Source organism: Thioalkalivibrio sp. ARh3, assembly GCF_000377265.1.
GTDB lineage: Bacteria > Pseudomonadota > Gammaproteobacteria > Ectothiorhodospirales > Ectothiorhodospiraceae > Thioalkalivibrio > Thioalkalivibrio thiocyanoxidans.
This window is the reverse complement of sequence record NZ_KB897947.1, coordinates 930,610-945,653: the sequence shown is the minus strand read 5'-3', so window position 1 is coordinate 945,653 and position 15,044 is coordinate 930,610. Positions and strand designations below refer to the sequence as shown.

The window sequence follows — 15,044 nt, the reverse complement described above, 5'->3', positions numbered from 1 at the left end:
GTAGCCAAGCCCCGGCCAAAAAGCCATATCAGCCGCGACTGGCATTTCTGCGATCAAGTCTGCGTGTCGCGCCACGCCGAGTAGCCACCACGCAGGACACGGGCATCCATTCCCATCGCGCGCAGACTGTCCGCCACCAGCTGGGACCGGCCACGGTACCCGCAGTACACGACGACAGGCTGCTCCGGATCCTTCAAATGGGCCTCTATACTGGCCTCCAGCTTGGGCCGCGGGATATTCACCGCGCCGTCGATGCTGCCTTCGGCCGCTTCCTCCGGCTGGCGAACATCCACCAGCAGGAACGAGCGCCCCGCCTGGCGCCAGTCGACCAGGTCCGCCGGCTCCAGATGCGGCAGTTCTTCTTCCAGCTCCGCGATGCGCTTCTCGAACAGGCTCACTGTCGGCGACTCCGCTGTCTGCACATACGCAACAGTCTACCGTCTCGACAGGCGCTGGGCACTCTCACACGGACGCGCGCAGCAGGAGCGGCGCGATGCGCAGCGTAAACAGCGCAAGCCCGACAAATGCGGCCACCGCACCGACTGCGGTCAGCATCGGCACGCTCAGCAACCAGCCGAGGCCCATGCCCAGCACCGCGACATGCACGAGCACCTGCGGTGTCCAGGCCCACAGCCAGCCACCCGCAATCGGGTGCCCAGTAAAGCGCGGCAGCATGTGCTCGCCCAGCCCCATGATCAGCAGCAGCAGGAACCCGAGGGTAAAGCCGTGCAATGCGGCGGGACGCGCGGCCCCATCCAGAAAGAAGCCGCCCAGCGGCAAGGCGGCACCCGCGACCAGCAGCCAGATCATCGCGCCCAGTACCGAGGCGCGGCTGGAGGCCGAAAGCCCCAGCCCGACATGACGCGCGGCCTTCTGCGTGCGCTCCGGCGCCTCGGCGACCAGCGCGGTCGCGGCCGTGCGGTCCAGCAGCCCGATGTGCTTGAGTTCGCCGTCCACGACCACGGCCGGGATGGAACGTATGCGCAACCGGGTCGCCAGTTGACGCCCCTCCGGCTGCCCCATGTCGACCACCGCAAAATCGATCTGCTTCTTCTGGGCCACCTCGCGCCAGATGCGCTCGGCATCGTGGCAGGAGGCACACCATTCGGACACCAGCAGTTCCACCTTCATGAGCCCGTCTCCTCAATCCGCGCAGCGCATGCAGTGGATGTCGTAGCGGTCGATCCACTGCTTGAGCCCGTCGACGGCTTCGGGCCCTGTATGCAGACGCTCCAGCGCCTTTTGCGGGTCGTCCGGGCGCATCGCCACCACCCAGGCATCGGTATAGGGGGCGACATTCACCAGCCCCGGGTCGGCCTCCACGGCCGGGTTGATGCGCTCGATGGTGCCGTCGAAGGGTGTGGGGATGCCCCCCGCCCACTTGCCGGACTCCAGCCGCGCGACCGGCTTGCCCGCGGCCCGGTGCGAACCCGGCTTGCGAAAGCGGAAGTACTGCACACGCCCCGCCATCGTCTGGGCGGGATCGGTGATGCCAAGCGTAAAGGTACCGTCGTCCTCCGGACGGACCCAGACATAGTCGAGATCGTAGAACAGGTCGTCCGGCAATTCGCAGCCGTTGTATTCGGTATGGCTCATCACGCCCCCTTCGGACCGTAGTGGCGCACGGTGAGTGCGATATTCAGCGCAAACAGGATCATCGCCCCCCAGGCCATCGCCCCGCCGATCGCAACCGTCGGGTTATGGACGATCAACCACCCAGCGATCATCACCCAGAGGCCAAGATTCGCCAGCACGAACTGCACATGCCCGAGCCGTTCCGAGAACAACGAGCGGCCGGAGAAACGCGGCAGCACATGCAGACCCACGCCGTAGATCATCATGGTCACAAAGCCCAGCAGCATCAGGTGGCCGTGCATGCGCGGCACATTGCCGGGCACCAGCCCCGGGTGGGCCAGCCAGACGATGCCGAGCAGCCCGCCCAGCAGCGCATAGATCAGCGCGGCCAGGATGAACATCCGGTTGCGTGGATGCATATCGCGTTCGCTCCCTTTTTTGTTTGTTCTGCAGCGACGCTAGACTAATCTAATATGTATTGTAAATGCATTGATCGAGATCAACACGGAGCCGGGCGCCTTCAGAGACAGTAGCGCCGTCCATGATCCGAACACACGCCGATCGCCTGTCATCCGAGCCTATTGATGAAACTGCAGCTTCACGAACCCGCCCCCGGCTTCCACCGCCCGATCGACTTCCTGCGGGCGTGTCATCGGCGAATCACGAACTGCCTCGACACGCTGGAACGGCTGCCGGCGCATATTGAGCAGCACGGGGCCGACGCCGAGGCCCAGTCCGCGGCGCGGCGGGTGCTGGCCTATTTCGAGCAAGCCGCCCCGCAACACCATGCCGATGAAGACGAAGACCTGTTCCCGATCCTGCATGCCTACCGCGACGATCCCGGGGCCCACCCGCAGCTGGGTGAATGGGTAGATCGCCTGAGTGCCGAGCACCCCCGCCTTGAGGCCGCCTGGCACACCCTGGAACCGTCCCTCCAGGACATCGCGGCCGGGCGCGCGGACCTGCTGCAGGGCGCGGAAGAATGGGTCCGGCTCTACCGGGCGCACCTCGAACTGGAGGACAACGCGGTGCTGCCCCTGGCCGATCACCTGCTCAGCCCCGAGGAACGTACCCGGTTGGGCCGCTCCATGGCGCGCCGTCGGGGTATCCCGGATGCGTATGCGGAACAAGCCGATGAGTGACTTCCTGCTGGACCTGCGGGGACTGGGCGACCACGCCCACACGCGCGCCTACTACACCCTCCGCGAGTTGCAGCCGGGCCAGGTCTTCGACGTCTGGCTGGATCAGGAGCCGCAATTGCTGATGGATGCGGTCAGCCTGCAACTGCGCCACGCCATCCACTGGCAGGTGCAGGAGAACGGCCCGCCCCTGTGGAAGCTGCGCGTCCAGCGGCGCGAGGACGTCGCGCCCGTGGACCTTGTCGATCTGCTGCAGCGCGACCACCTGCGCATCGACCGGCTGTTCGCCAGCGCCCTGCACAAGGTCAATGCCGGCGATCTCGAAGGTGCGGCACCCGACTTCCAGGCCTATGTGGAAGGCCTGCGCCGGCACGTTCATGTGGAGAACGAACTGATCGTCCCGACCCTGGCGGCTGCACGCGGGGCCGGCGGCCAGGACCCGGTCACGGTCATGCTGCGCGAGCATGACGAGATCCTGGAACAAACCGCGCTGCTGGAACACGAGTTCCAGGAAGGCGTCGAGGAAGCCTGGATGGTGGCCCCGTTCTTCGCCCTGATCTCCGGGGCCCTCGCCAAGCACGAAAGCCGCGAGGAACAGAACGTCTTCCCGGACTGGGGACGCCGTCTGCGCAACGACCCCGAACTGGCGGCGGAGCTGCTTGCGAAGGCCAGCCGGCATCTTGGGACTCGCTGATCGCGGCAGGGGTCGGCAACGGGGAAGCGCTGTGTCAGGATAGCGCATCGCCCCAGCCCGGCCACGATGTGACCCAAGCCCGCCTCGATACTGGCTCCCTCCGGCCCCTGAAGTGGTTCTGCGAGTGGCTCGCGGCATGGCCGGCCGGCGTGCTGGCCGCGGGCCTCCTGCTCCTTTGCAGCGCCAGCCTTCAGGCCGATGAACCATCGGAACCCCTGATCGTATCCCAGGACCATGCCTGGCCCCCCTTCGCCTTCGCCGGCAACGGCGGCGAGCCGCGGGGTTTGCTGGTCGACCTCTGGCAGGAACTCGCAGAGGAACTCGACCGCCCGGTGGAGTTCCGCCTGGTCGACTGGCCGCGGACTCTTGAACTGGTGCGCGACGGCGAGGCCGATATCCACGGCGGGTTGATCCAGTCACCCGAGCGCGAACAAACGCTGATCTTCAGCGACGTGCTGCTCCCCTTGCGGACCTTCGCCTTCGTGCGCACCGGCGCCCCCGTGGCCCGACTGGACGAACTCGCGGACGAACCGACAGGCGTGGTGGACGGCAGCTTCGAGCTCGAGTTCATGCAGCGCGAACATCCCGAACAGCCCCTGCAGATCTTCGACAACAACGAGCAGATGGTGCGCGCCGCAGTGGACGGCACCATCGAAGTCTTTGTGGGCGACTACCCGGTCGCCATGTATCTGCTGGACCGCCATGGCGAAGCAGGCATGTTCCACCCGCTCGAGCTGCTCTACGAGCAGCCCCTGCGCGCTGCTGTCGCCCCTGGTGACGAGGCACTGCTGGACGAGATCAACGAGGCCATCGCTCGGCTGGACGACGAGTTGCTGCGCCAGATCACGCAGCGCTGGATTCATTCGGACACCATCGAGGTCATCCCGGCCTGGCTCACACCCACTGTCATTGGTGCGGCCCTGCTGGCCACGCTGCTGTACATGGCGCTGCTACTGCGCCAGCGGCGCACGCTGGAGACACGGGTGCGCCAGCGCACCACGGAACTCGAGGACGAGCGCGAGCTGTTCCGCACCCTGACCGAACATGCCGCGGCGGGCGTATTCATCCTCCAGAATGACCGCTTCCAGACCGTCAATCCGGCCCTCTCGCGCATCCTTGGACGTCCCGAATCCTGGCTGCTGACTCAGCCTTTCTATGAGGTGATCCACCCGGAACAACGCGACGCCATTACCCGACGGGCCCGCGACCGGATCGCGGGCAAGGAGGTACCGGATCACTACGAGATGAAGGTCATCACCGGCGAAGGCGAGACCCGCTGGGTGGATCTAACTGCCGGCCGCGTGGAACTGCAAAACGGTCCGGCCAGTATCGGCACGATGTACGACATCACCGACCGACGGCTGCTGGAGGATCAGCTGCGTGCGAGCGAGGCCCAGTACCGTCAGCTGGTCGAGAACATCGGCGACATCATCTACACCCTCACGCCGGACGGCATCCTCTCCTATGTCTCCCCCCAATGGACGCGCGTACTGGGTTATGCCGCCAGGGACGTGACCGGCACGCCCATTATCGACTACGTCCACCGCGACGACCGCGGCGAGTGCGGCCGCTTTCTGCAACGCACCATCCGCTCGGAGAATGATGGCCAGGAAATCGAGTACCGCATCCGCCACCATAACGGGGAGTGGCGCTGGCACGTCTCCAGCGGCGCCCCGATCCGCGACTCGAACGGCAGGATCACCGGATATGTGGGTGTGGCCCGGGACATCACCGATCGCCGCCGAATGCACGACGAGCTTCAGTATCAGGCGCGCTTCAACGCCATGCTCGCGCGCCTGTCCTCGGACTTCGTGACCGCCAGCACCGATCTGATGGACCAACGTCTGGACGCCGCCCTGGCCGACATCGGGCGCTTTTTCGAGAGCGACCGCTGCTACCTGTTCGAGCTGTCACCGGACGGCGAACACATGGACAACACCCACGAGTGGTGCGCCCCCGGCGTGTTCTCGGTGATGAACCAGTTGCGCCACGTGGACCTCGTCAAGCTGCCCTGGTGGCGCACACGCATGCTGGAGGTGTTCGAACACCGCACACCGGTGATGATCGCCTCGGTGGACGACCTTCCCGAGGAGGCCGCCATCGAGCGCGAACTGTTCCGCCGGCAGGGGATCAGGACCCTGATCTGCGTGCCGATCCTGACCGGCCAGCAGGTGACCGGCTTTCTCGGCATGGACATGCTCCGCCCCCGCACCTGGCGCGAGGACCAGACGGAGCTGCTACTGGTCCTGGGCAACGTGATCTCGGAGGCGCTTCAGCGCAACCACCTCGAAGTCCAGCTGCGCGACCTGGGGATTACGGACCCGCTAACCGGTCTCTACAATCGACGCTACCTGATGGAACGCCTGCGCGAGCAGATCGAGGCCTGGCGCCGCCATGGCGACAACTTTGCCCTCGTCATACTGGACCTGGACCATTTCAAGGCACTCAACGACACCCATGGGCACCTGGCCGGCGACGAGGTCCTGCGCAATTTCTCCGATGTGCTGCGACGCGAGCACCGGGCCTTCGACATCGTCGCGCGCTTCGGTGGCGAGGAGTTCATCGTGGTACTCACCCACGTGGATCACGAGGCCGCCACCATCGCGATCGAACGACTGCTGCAGGCCACCCGCGAACTCGACATACACTTCGAGGGCGAATCGCTGCCATTCACCGTCAGTGCCGGGCTGGCATGGTCCGAGGAGTGCGATCCCGCGCACCTGACACCCGAGGTATTGATCGATCTGGCCGACGAGCGCCTGTATCGCGCAAAGGAACAGGGACGCGACCGGCTCGTGGCCGGGGACGCTTGATCACTGGCTCGCCACACGCCCCGGGCAGACGTCGCTCAGGGGACAGTCCTGGCAGACGGGCTTGGGTCGGCAGCGCTGCTTGCCGTGTTCCACGATCAGGGCATGCAGATCATTGAAGGCCTGCGCATCCGGCCCCAGTTCCGATTCCACCCAGGCCCGCAGGTCGTCGTAGGCGCCGCGGGCATGCGGCAGGCCCAGCCGTTCGAACAGCCGCCGGGTATAGGCATCGACCACGAACACCGGCCGTTCGAACGCATACAGCACGATGTCGTCCGCCGTCTCCGGCCCGACCCCCTTCACACCCAGAAGGGCCGAGCGCAGGGCCTCGGTCTCCATGCGGGCCAGGGCTTCCACCCCGCCCTGCTGTTCCAGAAAGCGCAGCAGGTGCCGCAGGCGCTCGGCCTTCACGTTGAAGTAGCCGCTCGGGCGGATGTGCTCGGCCAGCGTCTCGTGCGGGAGCTCCAACAGGGACTCCGGGTCCAGCACATCCGCCGCGCGCAGATTGGCGATCGCGCGTTCGACATTGGTCCAGCTGGTGTTCTGCGTGAGCACCGCGCCCACCATGACCTCGAACGCCGACTCCGCCGGCCACCACTGCAGGTCGCCGTAGGCGCCCTGCAGGCGCTGCCGGACCTCGGACACCCGCAAGGCCATCAGGAACGCGCCCGACCACCCGGCTTGCGCGGCCCGCCCTTGCGCCCGGAACGCCCCGGCCCCGAACGTCCGGTCTTGCCGCCCTTGCCGGGGCCGCTCCCCGGCTTGGTGGAGGTCCAGCGATCCGCTTCGCGTACGCGCCCCCCCGACTTGGCCCGCTTGCCGCGCGCGGGCCGGGTGTTGCGGCCCGGCCCGCGGCGCCGCCCCCGCTCGCGAATGGACTCCGGCACGGGCAGCTCGACTGCCTCGTACAGGGCCTCGACCTCACGCACCTCCAGATCTCGCGAAGCGCCCGTCTTCAGACCACGCCCGAGCACCACCGGCCCGTAGCGCACCCGGATCAGTCGGCTCACGGTCACGCCGACCGCATCCCACAGGCGGCGCACCAGACGGTTGCGGCCTTCGCTGACCACGACATGAAACCAGTGGTTGGCGCCGTCGCCGCCGCGCTCTTCCAGGACATCGAAGCGCGCGGGACCATCCTCCAGCTCGACCCCCTCCAGCAGCATGCGCCGCGTATCGTCGGGGACCTCGCCCAGCACCCGCACCGCATACTCGCGCTCCAGCGAATGGCTGGGGTGCATCAGGCGATTGGCCAGTTCGCCATCGGTGGTGAAAAGCAAAAGACCCGAGGTGTTCAGGTCGAGACGCCCGACCGCCACCCAGCGCTGCCCCTTCAGGCGCGGCAGGCTGGCGAACACCGGCTTGCGGCCCTCGGGGTCGCTGCGACTGCAGATCTCGCCGACCGGCTTGTGATACACGAGCCAGCGATGGGCATGCTCCGCCATGTGGATCACGCGCCCGCGCACGCGGATCACGTCATTCGGCCCGACCTGGTCGCCCAGCTTGGCCGTGCGCTGGTTGACCTTCACCTCGCCGCGCTCGATCCAGCCCTCGATCTCGCGCCGCGAACCGAGGCCGCGCGCCGCCAGGACCTTTTGTACCCGCTCCGACATTCCTGCTGACTCCAGACGTCTCGACCCGGCCGCATTGCCGCGACCGGACCCGCATTCATTATGATGGGCGCTCACGATACACCAACAGGACGTTGCCCATGACCGCCCAGAGCCCGGAAACCACCCCCGTCCAGACCCCGCTGAACATCGCCGTCCTCACGGTATCGGACAGCCGAACGCTGGCCGAGGACCGCTCCGGCGATGCCCTGGTGGAGCGACTGGAGGGCGCAGGGCACCGGCTGGCCGAGCGCCGCGTGGTCCGGGACGACATCTACGCGATCCGCGCCGAACTCTCCCGCTGGATTGCCGACCCGGAGATCGACGCGGTGCTGACCACCGGCGGCACCGGCATCACCGGCCGCGACGGCACCCCGGAGGCCGCCTCGGTGCTGCTGGACAAGACCATCGAGGGCTTCGGCGAGCTGTTCCGCATGCTGTCCTATGAAGAGATCGGTACCTCCAGCCTGCAGTCCCGCGCCCTGTCGGGCGTGGCCAACGGCACTTATGTCTTCGTGCTGCCCGGCTCCACCGGCGCCTGCCGCACCGCCTGGGACCGCATCATCCAGGCCCAACTGGACGACCGCACCATGCCCTGCAACCTGACCATGCTGATGCCTCGCCTGAAGGAGTCCTGAGCGATCAATCCGGATCTGCCCCGGGCTCGTCGGGCGCGAAGCACACCGGCGAAGCACGTTCGCCGGGTCGCTCCTCCTCGGCCCGCTCGGCAGCAAGGAGATCGCGCAACACCACCGCGTGGCTGTGTTCCACATCCCGCGTGGCTGTCAGCAGCGTCAGGCAGCCGTGGCGGGCATACCCCAGCAACCGGCCAAAGGCCTCGGGGGCCGCATCCAGTTCCGCCTGATAACGGCGGCAGAACGCGCGCCAGCGACAAGGGTCATGCGCAAACCAGCGGCGCAGGTCCGCGGACGGCGCGATGGACTTTTCCCAGGCATGCAGTGCGAGCGTGGATTTCTTGACCCCGCGCGGCCACAGGCGATCGACCAGCACGCGGTACCCGTCGTCGGGATCAACCGGATCGTGGACGCGCCGGATCCGCACCCGTTCCATGCCGCACCTACCGGTCCACGTGGGTCTGCAGCCAGTATTCGAGCAGGGCCGCGTGCCAGAGCTTGGAGCCCTGGATACGGGTGAAGTACTGGTCCGGGGCGTCCAGCAGCTTGTCGATGTAGGCCGGTTGGTACAGCCCGCGCTCGCGGGAGGCGCGCGCGGTGAGGATGTCGCGCATAAACTCGAGGAAATCGCCGCGCACGTACTTCAGGGCCGGCACCGGGAAGTACCCCTTGGGCCGGTCCAGCACGGCGTCCGGCAGGCGCCCGCGGGCGATGCGGCGCAGCACGTCCTTGCCGCCGTCACCGAGCTTCAGGTGCGGCGGCATCGCGGCGGCCGTCTCCACCAGCTCGTGATCCAGGAACGGGACCCGCGCCTCCAGGCCGAAGGCCATGGTCATGTTGTCCACCCGCTTGACCGGATCGTCCACGATCAGCGTGGTCACATCCAGTGCGAGCACGGCGTCGATGAAGGAATCCGCGCGGTCGGTCTCGAGCTCGGCGAACTGCTCGCGCAGCCAGTCGCCGGTCACGTCGTTCGCCGGCGGGTGGCGCAGCATCTCGGCCATCTCGGCATGGTCGCGGTCGAAGTAGTGACGTCGAAAGCGCTCCACCCAGCCGCCGTGACGGTCCTCGGCCATCTGCGGGTACCAGAAGTAGCCGCCGAAGACCTCGTCCGCGCCCTGGCCGGACTGCACCACCTTCACATGCTGCGAGACCTGTTCCGAGAGCAGGTAGAAGGCCACCGCATCCTGGCCGAACATCGGCTCAGCCATCGCACCCACCGCCTCCGGCAACCGGGCCAGCACCTGGTCGTTGGGGATCAGGGTTGCCTGGTGGTCGGTGGCGTAGCGCTCGGCGACCGGGTCGGAGTATTCGAACTCCGAGCCCTTCTCCTCCGGCTGGTCCTCGAACCCGACGGTGAAGGTGCGCAGGTCCTGCGCCCCCTCCTCCATCGCCAGCGCCACCAGCAGGGAGGAATCCAAGCCGCCGGAGAGCAGCACGCCCACCGGCACGTCGGCCACCTCCAGGCGCTTGCGCACCGCGCTGCGCAGACCGTGCTCGATTCGCTCCTGCCACTCGGCGTCGGACACGGCCTCGTTCGGGCGGTGGGCATACAGTGTCCAGTAACGGTGCAACCGCTCCTGGCCGCGCGCATCGATGCTCAGGTAATGCCCCGGTTCCAGCTTGCGGATGCCGCGCAGCACGGTGCGCGGCGCGGGCACCACCGCGTGCAGCGAGAACAGCATGTGCAGCGCCTCGGCATCCAGCTCGGTGTCCACGTCGCCCGCCGCCAGCAGCGCCTGGGTATTCGAGGCGAAGCGGATACCGTCGCCGCTGCGCGCCAGGTACAGCGGCTTGATGCCCATGCGGTCGCGTGCCAGCAGCAGGCGCTGGGCATGGCCGTCATACAGTGCAAAGGCGAACATCCCGTGCAACCGGGCGACGATACCCTCGCCCCACTCGGCGTAGCCGCGCAGGATGACCTCGGTATCGCCGGTGGAGAAGAAGCGATGGCCGCGGCCCTCCAGCTCGCTGCGCAGGGCGCGGAAATTGTAGATCGCACCGTTGAACACCAGCGCGAGCCCGGTCTCCGGGTCGAACATCGGCTGGTGCGCGCGCTGCGACAGGTCAAGGATCGACAGGCGCCGGTGCCCCAGCGCCACCCGCCCGGAGGCCCACAGCCCGTCGGCATCCGGCCCGCGCCGTTCCAGACAGGGCAGCATGCGCGCCACGGCCTCGCCGCAGGCGCGCCGTTCACCCCAGACGAATTCTCCCGCGATCCCGCACATCGATTCTTTCCTTGCTGGTTGGGTGGCTTGGGTTTGGAGCCGGCCTGTCCCTGCCCGGCGCGGGCAGGGGCTTCGCCTGCAAGCAGGCTCCTACCGTTCGAAGGGCTCTGACGAGCTTCCGCCAAAGGCGGCCTCCAGGGCCTCCATCAGGGCCTGGCTGGCGGCCCCGGCGCGGTCGCGATCCGCGTGCGCCATGTAGAACGGCACCTCGTGGCGCGTGCCCGCCTCTAGGTTGAGTTCGACCAGACGCCCCTGCGCAAGATCCTCCGCGATGCGATCCAGCGGCAGCCAGGCGAAGCCGATCCCGGAGCACAGAATTTCGCGCGCGGTGCCCATGTGTGAGACGGTCCAGCGCTGGTCGGCGTCGACCCAGCCGCCCTCCCCGGCCTGCTGTTCGCCGGAATCACGAACCACGATCTGGCGCTGGGCCTGCAGGTCCCGACGCGTCAGCCCTGGGCGACCCGCTAGCGGGTGTTCCGGATGTGCCACGCAGACCATGACCTGGTCCGCCAGCCAGGTACCCAGATAGCCACCCGGCAGTTCCGGCGCGATCAGGATGTCCACCCGGCCTTCACGCAGGAGTTCCGGTCCACCAGTCAGGACGACCTCCTCCAGCTGGACACGCGTGGACGGATAGGCACGGGAAAAGCGCTCCAGCGCCTGGATCACCGGTTCCCGCGGCAGGATCTGATCCACCGCCAGTCGGACCTCGGACTCCACGCCGGCCGCGAGCGCGCCGGCCAGGGCCTCGATCTCGGCCGCCTCCTCCAGCAGGTGCTCGGCACGGCGCAGCAGCGCCTCGCCCGCCGGGGTCAGGACCGCCTTGCGGCCCTGCACCTCGAAAACCTCGACACCCAGGCGCTCCTCCAGCTTCTGCACCGCATGGTTCACGCTGGAGGGGCTCTTGTGTACCTGTTCCGCGGCACGGGCAAAACCACCGGCGGCCACCACCGCCTGCAGCATGCGCCACTGTTCCAGGGAGACGCGGATCAATGGACCCGCCTGCGTCGACACCCGGGATTTCGCAATCCGCCGCGGCGTTCCCGTGCCGGCAAAAGGCTGTACGACGGAGGCCGTGTCTTGTCCGCCAGCAACATCGATCCGAGCACGATCGGGTACATTAATCAGTGTTTCCCTAATGCTCCCCGGGGCACCCGCAGCCGGGCTTGTGCATGCGCCGATGCCACTCCTCGCGGATGCGCGCGTAGGCTGTCGTGGTCATCAGCAACACATGAACGGTGGAGGGATAGATCCGGCCATCCAGACGCAGGGTCTCGGTCAGCTCCGGGTCCTTGCCCTCGGGGATGTAGAAAAAGTCCTGCCCCTCGCGCAACTGATCCTTTTGTGCCTTGAACAGGCGAAACGCCGTGCCCTTGGGCACACCGTTCCATTCGTCGATCTGGCGCAGGCTCAGGGTGGCGTATCCCGCGTGGATGATCGGGTCCGGCGGGGTGGCACTGGCGGAACCCTCGCGCCCGAGAAACAGTCCTGCACTACGGGGGTCTTCGTCGCTTTCGATCCTCATGCTGGCATTATGGCATGCCGGAAGCCGGCCGACGGAACAGGACGACACGGATGGAACTGCTGCAGGAGTACGGACTTTTTCTCGCCAAGGTGGTTACCGCAGTCGTTGCGCTGCTGGTACTCATGGGGGCCTTTGCCGGCGTACTCGCCCGCAGCCGCGAAAAACGGCCCGACCGCCTGACGGTGCGCAAACTGAACGATCGCTACCGACGCATGGAGAAGACCATTCGGCACGCGGTCGAGGGAAGTGCAGGCTGGCGAGCGCGGCTGCGCAAGAAGCTTGGATGGCCCCGTGGTGACTCCTCGTCCGGCAAGGACGCGTCCAGCGAACCCCCGAAGCCGGATACCCCGACCGAACACCCCGGCGAGGATTCCGACGACCAGGAACGGCCCAGGGTGTATGTGCTGCACTTCACCGGCGACATCCGCGCCTCCAGCGTCGACAGCCTGCGCGAGGAGGTGACCGCAATCCTGACCCTGGCCCGCCCCGAACAGGACCGGGTGATCGTGTGCCTGGAAAGCCCGGGCGGGCTCGTCCCGTCGTACGGCCTGGCCGCCTCGCAACTGGCCCGTCTGCGCGAAGCCGGGCTGGACCTGACCGTCGCCGTGGATCGGGTCGCGGCCAGCGGCGGGTACATGATGGCCGCGGTGGCGCACCGGATCGTGGCCGCGCCCTTCGCGGTGCTGGGCTCGATCGGGGTCGTGGCCCAGATTCCGAACCTGCACCGCTGGCTGGAGCGCCACGACATCGATGTCGAGCTGCTGACCGCAGGTGAATACAAGCGCACCCTGACCGTACTCGGGGAAAACACGGACGAGGGCCGGCGCAAGTTCCGCGAACAGCTGGAAGAGGCCCACGACCAGTTCAAGACGTTTCTTTCCCGCTACCGCCCGTCCCTGGACCTGGAAAAAGTGGCGACCGGCGAGCACTGGTACGGCGAACAGGCGCACGAGATGGGCCTGGCCGACGAGCTGCGAACCAGCGATGATCTGCTGTTGGAGATCAGCCGCGAGGCCGACCTGTTCGAGATTACCTATACCCGGCCGCAGCGTCTGAGCCGACGCATCACGCTGGCGATGGAGTCCATCGTCGAGCGTGTGCTGCGCGCTCAGGGCCCCGAGGCGCGCCTATGAGCCGGACAGACTCGACCTTCGGGGGAAGAAGCCCCCATCACCAGCCGTCCACCATGCAAAGAACCGATTCGGAGGATATGACCATGCAAGACCGTTCCCGCACCCCTGCGTTGCTGTTGTGTCTGCTCGCCAGCCTGGCCTTCTTGGCCCTGCCGCTGAAGGCGGCCGCCGATGACCAAATGCCCTGGGGCTCGGCCGAGATGATGGACCGCGAATACGAACCGAGGAAGGTGGTCTACGACGTCTACGTGGATACCGAAGACGAGCTGAACAGCGTACTCGACCGCGTCAGCATGCTGAACAACGTCTACGAGTCCGATCCGTTCGAGGCCCACATCGTGCTGGTCCTGCATGGCCAGGAGGTCCCGTTCTTCACCCGCGACGAGTTTGACGAACGCGAGGAAACCATGCGCCGGGCCAAGTCCCTCACCGAAGGTGGCGTGGTGGAGTTCCGGATGTGCGAGGCCTCCGCACGGCTGCGCGGCATTGATCACGATGACGTCCATGGCTTCGTGAACCTGGTGCCCATGGCCGACGCCGAGATCATCGAACTGCAGCACGAGGGCTACCTGCTGATGCAGTAAGGCCCACCTGGCGAGCGCATCACCCCGGGCTGATACCCGACCCTCTGGCTGGTCATGGCCGACGCACGGTGGGCCGGTGACCGCACCCCGGACCAGTCAGCTCGACCCGGATTGTGCCGAGCATCCCTGCGCGGGAGGAAACAGGCGCGGCATCCAGCGCAGGTAGACGAGCATGCCAAACAGTTCGACCAGCGACTGCAGCACGATGACCATGACCGCCGCGTGCAGCACCTCCGGCAGTGCAAGGGCGACCGGCAGCACGACAAACGAGTTGCGCGTACCCAGGCTGAAGGCCAGCGTGCGCCCCTGCTCGCCGGGCAGGGCGAAGGCCCGGGCCAGTCCCCAGGCCAGCGCTGCCGCCCCGAGCAGGTACAGCGCGTACACCGGGATCACGCCCAGCAGATCCCGCCCACCCGCGAACACCAGCGGGGCCTCCACCAGCGCGATCAGCCCCACCACCAGCGCCAGCAGCGGAACGGTGGCAATCGCGAAGCGGTTCTGCCAGACCTCCACGCGACCCCGCATCCTGAGCGCCTGCTCCAGCAGGACGGCCGCCAGCAGCGGCAGCCCGATCAGCAGCGCCGCCGCGGCGAACACAGTCGCCGACATCAGGCCCAGGGCCTCGCCCGGGCCCAGGATGATAGTCAGATACACCGGCAGCATCAGGAACTGCGCCGCAAGACTCACCGGCGTGAACGCCGCGGCACGCGCACCATCGCCCCCGCCCTGTCGGGCAAAGGTAATGAACCAGTCGGTGCAGGGCATCAGCAGCACGAGCAGGATGCCCAGTCGTATCGCCGGGTCGTCGGGCGCCAGCGGCAGCAGCGCGAGCAATACCAGAGGCACCAGCACGAAATTCCCTACCAGCGCGGCAGCCAGGAAGCGACGGTCGTTAAAGGCGAGTCGGATCGCCTCCCACGGGATTTGCGCGAAGGTGACAAACAGCAACAGCCCGAGCACGGCCCAAACCCAGGCGGTCAGCCCCTCGCCAAACCCCGGCCAGAGGCCGGCCAGCACCAGCCCCATCAAAATGGCGGCGAGATAGATCCAGACCTGAAGGCGCTCCAGCATCGAGCCACGGTACCAGAACCCCACCCGGCATCCGGCTTCG

17 protein-coding genes are annotated in these 15,044 nt (G+C 67.2%); 6 read left to right on the top strand and 11 right to left on the bottom strand.

Annotated features, from left to right (window positions below):
* Positions 1 to 53 precede the first annotated feature (53 nt).
* The 4 genes from C995_RS0104515 to C995_RS0104500 form a co-directional block, all read right to left on the bottom strand.
* On the bottom strand, positions 54 to 398 hold the full coding sequence (locus C995_RS0104515; RefSeq protein WP_018863804.1) for a rhodanese-like domain-containing protein: 345 nt from the start codon (positions 396 to 398) through the stop codon (positions 54 to 56).
* A 64-nt stretch (positions 399 to 462) separates the two neighbouring features.
* Positions 463 to 1,131, bottom strand: a complete 669-nt coding sequence (locus C995_RS0104510) for a thioredoxin family protein (RefSeq protein WP_018863803.1) — start codon at positions 1,129 to 1,131, stop codon at positions 463 to 465.
* Positions 1,132 to 1,143: 12 nt separating this feature from the next.
* Positions 1,144 to 1,596, bottom strand: coding sequence for a glycine cleavage system protein H (locus C995_RS0104505; protein ID WP_018863802.1), 453 nt, complete (start codon positions 1,594 to 1,596; stop codon positions 1,144 to 1,146).
* Positions 1,596 to 1,994 (bottom strand): hypothetical protein, encoded by a 399-nt coding sequence (locus C995_RS0104500; protein WP_018863801.1) that lies wholly within the window; start codon positions 1,992 to 1,994, stop codon positions 1,596 to 1,598. The genes C995_RS0104505 and C995_RS0104500 overlap by 1 nt, the downstream gene beginning before the upstream one ends.
* Before the next feature lie 165 nt (positions 1,995 to 2,159).
* Between C995_RS0104500 and C995_RS0104495 the strand changes: the two genes are divergently transcribed.
* From C995_RS0104495 to C995_RS0104485, 3 genes are all read left to right on the top strand, one after another.
* Positions 2,160 to 2,717 carry a hemerythrin domain-containing protein gene (locus tag C995_RS0104495; protein WP_018863800.1) on the top strand — a complete coding sequence of 186 codons (558 nt, stop codon included), beginning with the start codon at positions 2,160 to 2,162 and terminating at the stop codon, positions 2,715 to 2,717.
* Positions 2,710 to 3,408 (top strand): hemerythrin domain-containing protein, encoded by a 699-nt coding sequence (locus tag C995_RS0104490; RefSeq protein ID WP_018863799.1) that lies wholly within the window; start codon positions 2,710 to 2,712, stop codon positions 3,406 to 3,408. The genes C995_RS0104495 and C995_RS0104490 overlap by 8 nt, the downstream gene beginning before the upstream one ends.
* Positions 3,409 to 3,515: 107 nt before the next feature.
* Positions 3,516 to 6,221 carry a diguanylate cyclase gene (locus tag C995_RS0104485; protein ID WP_051075140.1) on the top strand — a complete coding sequence of 902 codons (2,706 nt, stop codon included), beginning with the start codon at positions 3,516 to 3,518 and terminating at the stop codon, positions 6,219 to 6,221.
* On the opposite strand, the gene C995_RS0104480 is transcribed toward C995_RS0104485, so the two are convergent.
* Positions 6,222 to 6,875, bottom strand: a complete 654-nt coding sequence (locus tag C995_RS0104480) for an endonuclease III domain-containing protein (RefSeq protein WP_018863797.1) — start codon at positions 6,873 to 6,875, stop codon at positions 6,222 to 6,224.
* Positions 6,875 to 7,831 (bottom strand): 23S rRNA pseudouridine(2605) synthase RluB, encoded by a 957-nt coding sequence (gene rluB / locus C995_RS0104475; RefSeq protein WP_018863796.1) that lies wholly within the window; start codon positions 7,829 to 7,831, stop codon positions 6,875 to 6,877. Before rluB ends, C995_RS0104480 begins: the two co-directional genes overlap by 1 nt.
* A 98-nt stretch (positions 7,832 to 7,929) precedes the next feature.
* On the opposite strand from rluB, the gene moaB reads away from it, so the two are divergent.
* Positions 7,930 to 8,466 (top strand): molybdenum cofactor biosynthesis protein B, encoded by a 537-nt coding sequence (gene moaB, locus C995_RS0104470; RefSeq protein WP_018863795.1) that lies wholly within the window; start codon positions 7,930 to 7,932, stop codon positions 8,464 to 8,466.
* Positions 8,467 to 8,470: 4 nt separating this feature from the next.
* Here the strand turns inward: moaB and C995_RS0104465 are convergent, their stop codons facing one another.
* The 4 genes from C995_RS0104465 to C995_RS0104450 all read right to left on the bottom strand — a co-directional run bounded on the left by C995_RS0104465 (position 8,471) and on the right by C995_RS0104450 (position 12,216).
* Positions 8,471 to 8,899 (bottom strand): DUF488 domain-containing protein, encoded by a 429-nt coding sequence (locus C995_RS0104465; protein ID WP_018863794.1) that lies wholly within the window; start codon positions 8,897 to 8,899, stop codon positions 8,471 to 8,473.
* Positions 8,900 to 8,906: 7 nt separating this feature from the next.
* On the bottom strand, positions 8,907 to 10,691 hold the full coding sequence (locus C995_RS0104460) for an N-acetylglutaminylglutamine amidotransferase (protein WP_018863793.1): 1,785 nt from the start codon (positions 10,689 to 10,691) through the stop codon (positions 8,907 to 8,909).
* A gap of 90 nt (positions 10,692 to 10,781) precedes the next feature.
* Positions 10,782 to 11,684 carry a LysR family transcriptional regulator gene (locus C995_RS0104455; RefSeq protein WP_018863792.1) on the bottom strand — a complete coding sequence of 301 codons (903 nt, stop codon included), beginning with the start codon at positions 11,682 to 11,684 and terminating at the stop codon, positions 10,782 to 10,784.
* Positions 11,685 to 11,826: 142 nt separating this feature from the next.
* Positions 11,827 to 12,216, bottom strand: a complete 390-nt coding sequence (locus C995_RS0104450; RefSeq protein WP_018863791.1) for a hypothetical protein — start codon at positions 12,214 to 12,216, stop codon at positions 11,827 to 11,829.
* A 50-nt stretch (positions 12,217 to 12,266) separates the two neighbouring features.
* Here C995_RS0104450 and sohB point away from each other — a divergent pair, with 50 nt between their 5' ends.
* A complete protein-coding gene (sohB, locus tag C995_RS0104445; RefSeq protein ID WP_018863790.1) occupies positions 12,267 to 13,349 on the top strand; it encodes a protease SohB in 1,083 nt (360 codons plus the stop codon).
* Between the two features lie 83 nt (positions 13,350 to 13,432).
* On the top strand, positions 13,433 to 13,933 hold the full coding sequence (locus C995_RS0104440; protein WP_018863789.1) for a DsrE family protein: 501 nt from the start codon (positions 13,433 to 13,435) through the stop codon (positions 13,931 to 13,933).
* A gap of 96 nt (positions 13,934 to 14,029) precedes the next feature.
* Here C995_RS0104440 and C995_RS0104435 read toward each other — a convergent pair whose 3' ends face one another.
* Complete coding sequence (locus C995_RS0104435; RefSeq protein WP_026278943.1) at positions 14,030 to 15,004, bottom strand: bile acid:sodium symporter; 975 nt, start codon at positions 15,002 to 15,004, stop codon at positions 14,030 to 14,032.
* Between the last annotated feature and the right edge of the window lie 40 nt (positions 15,005 to 15,044).

Bases quoted from the DNA above. Each gene is read 5' to 3' on its own strand.
- C995_RS0104510 (WP_018863803.1), bottom strand. From the start codon at position 1,131: ATGAAGGTGGAACTGCTGGTGTCCGAATGGTGTGCCTCCTGCCACGAT.
- C995_RS0104505 (WP_018863802.1), bottom strand. From the start codon at position 1,596: ATGAGCCATACCGAATACAACGGCTGCGAATTGCCGGACGACCTGTTC.
- C995_RS0104500 (WP_018863801.1), bottom strand. From the start codon at position 1,994: ATGCATCCACGCAACCGGATGTTCATCCTGGCCGCGCTGATCTATGCG.
- C995_RS0104495 (WP_018863800.1), top strand. From the start codon at position 2,160: ATGAAACTGCAGCTTCACGAACCCGCCCCCGGCTTCCACCGCCCGATC.
- C995_RS0104490 (WP_018863799.1), top strand. From the start codon at position 2,710: ATGAGTGACTTCCTGCTGGACCTGCGGGGACTGGGCGACCACGCCCAC.
- C995_RS0104480 (WP_018863797.1), bottom strand. From the start codon at position 6,875: ATGGCCTTGCGGGTGTCCGAGGTCCGGCAGCGCCTGCAGGGCGCCTAC.
- rluB (WP_018863796.1), bottom strand. From the start codon at position 7,831: ATGTCGGAGCGGGTACAAAAGGTCCTGGCGGCGCGCGGCCTCGGTTCG.
- moaB (WP_018863795.1), top strand. From the start codon at position 7,930: ATGACCGCCCAGAGCCCGGAAACCACCCCCGTCCAGACCCCGCTGAAC.
- C995_RS0104465 (WP_018863794.1), bottom strand. From the start codon at position 8,899: ATGGAACGGGTGCGGATCCGGCGCGTCCACGATCCGGTTGATCCCGAC.
- C995_RS0104460 (WP_018863793.1), bottom strand. From the start codon at position 10,691: ATGTGCGGGATCGCGGGAGAATTCGTCTGGGGTGAACGGCGCGCCTGC.
- C995_RS0104450 (WP_018863791.1), bottom strand. From the start codon at position 12,216: ATGAGGATCGAAAGCGACGAAGACCCCCGTAGTGCAGGACTGTTTCTC.
- sohB (WP_018863790.1), top strand. From the start codon at position 12,267: ATGGAACTGCTGCAGGAGTACGGACTTTTTCTCGCCAAGGTGGTTACC.
- C995_RS0104440 (WP_018863789.1), top strand. From the start codon at position 13,433: ATGCAAGACCGTTCCCGCACCCCTGCGTTGCTGTTGTGTCTGCTCGCC.
- C995_RS0104435 (WP_026278943.1), bottom strand. From the start codon at position 15,004: ATGCTGGAGCGCCTTCAGGTCTGGATCTATCTCGCCGCCATTTTGATG.